General features: G+C 72.2%; 1 pseudogene. It reads right to left on the reverse strand.

The window, feature by feature from the left end:
- Nucleotides 1-683: pseudogene (locus tag CCL05_RS42735) on the reverse strand (sugar-binding domain-containing protein); the annotation flags it as partial.
- Nucleotides 684-716: the final 33 nt, after the last annotated feature.

Below are 716 nucleotides of genomic sequence, written 5' to 3' on the forward strand. Positions count from 1 at the left end.
GGCGGCCCGCAGCCGGGCCTCGCCGAGGAAGGCGGAGACGCGCTCGTCCTCGGTGTTGGCCCGGTCGAACTCGGCGTCCTGCGTGAGCAGCACCCCGTCCAGCTCCCCGCTGACGTACCAGCCCTCGGGCAGGGCACCGCCCGCGTCCCGTACCAGGCAGTCGACGTGCAGGTCACCGTCGTGGCGGGCCCGCACGGTCACGTCCGCCAGATACAGCGGGTCGGTGGCGTACAGCAGCACCGAGCGGGTGAGGCCGCCGTGCCACCACTGGTCCTGGTCCTCGATGTGCGAGGCGTCCGACCACTTCACCACGGTCAGCCTTACGGTGGCCCGCTCGCCCGGGCGTACGACGCCGGACAGGTCGAACTCGGCGGCCAGGTGGGAGTCCTTGGAGATGCCGACGGGCCGCCCGTCCACATGGACCAGCAGCACGCTCTCCGCGGCTCCCANNGCGGCGGGCACCCCCGGCGGGAACTCCGGGAACGGCATGCGGATGTTCAGGTACTGCGGAAGATCGTCCGTGCCCTGCATGGTCCAGACACCGGGCACGTACGCCGACGACCAGACCTCCCCGAGCGGGGCGTCCGGCGCGNNGCGTTCATCGGCAGCCGCCGCCAGGAGGTCACCTCGGGTGCTTCCCAGGGGCGCAGGGCGATCAGGGGATCGGGGAGTGCGTCGCTCATGATCATTCCGAAGTCGGTGGGGTGGGCCGGGGC

It is taken from the genome of Streptomyces africanus (assembly GCF_002150735.1).
GTDB classification, from domain to species: Bacteria; Actinomycetota; Actinomycetes; order Streptomycetales; family Streptomycetaceae; genus Streptomyces; species Streptomyces africanus.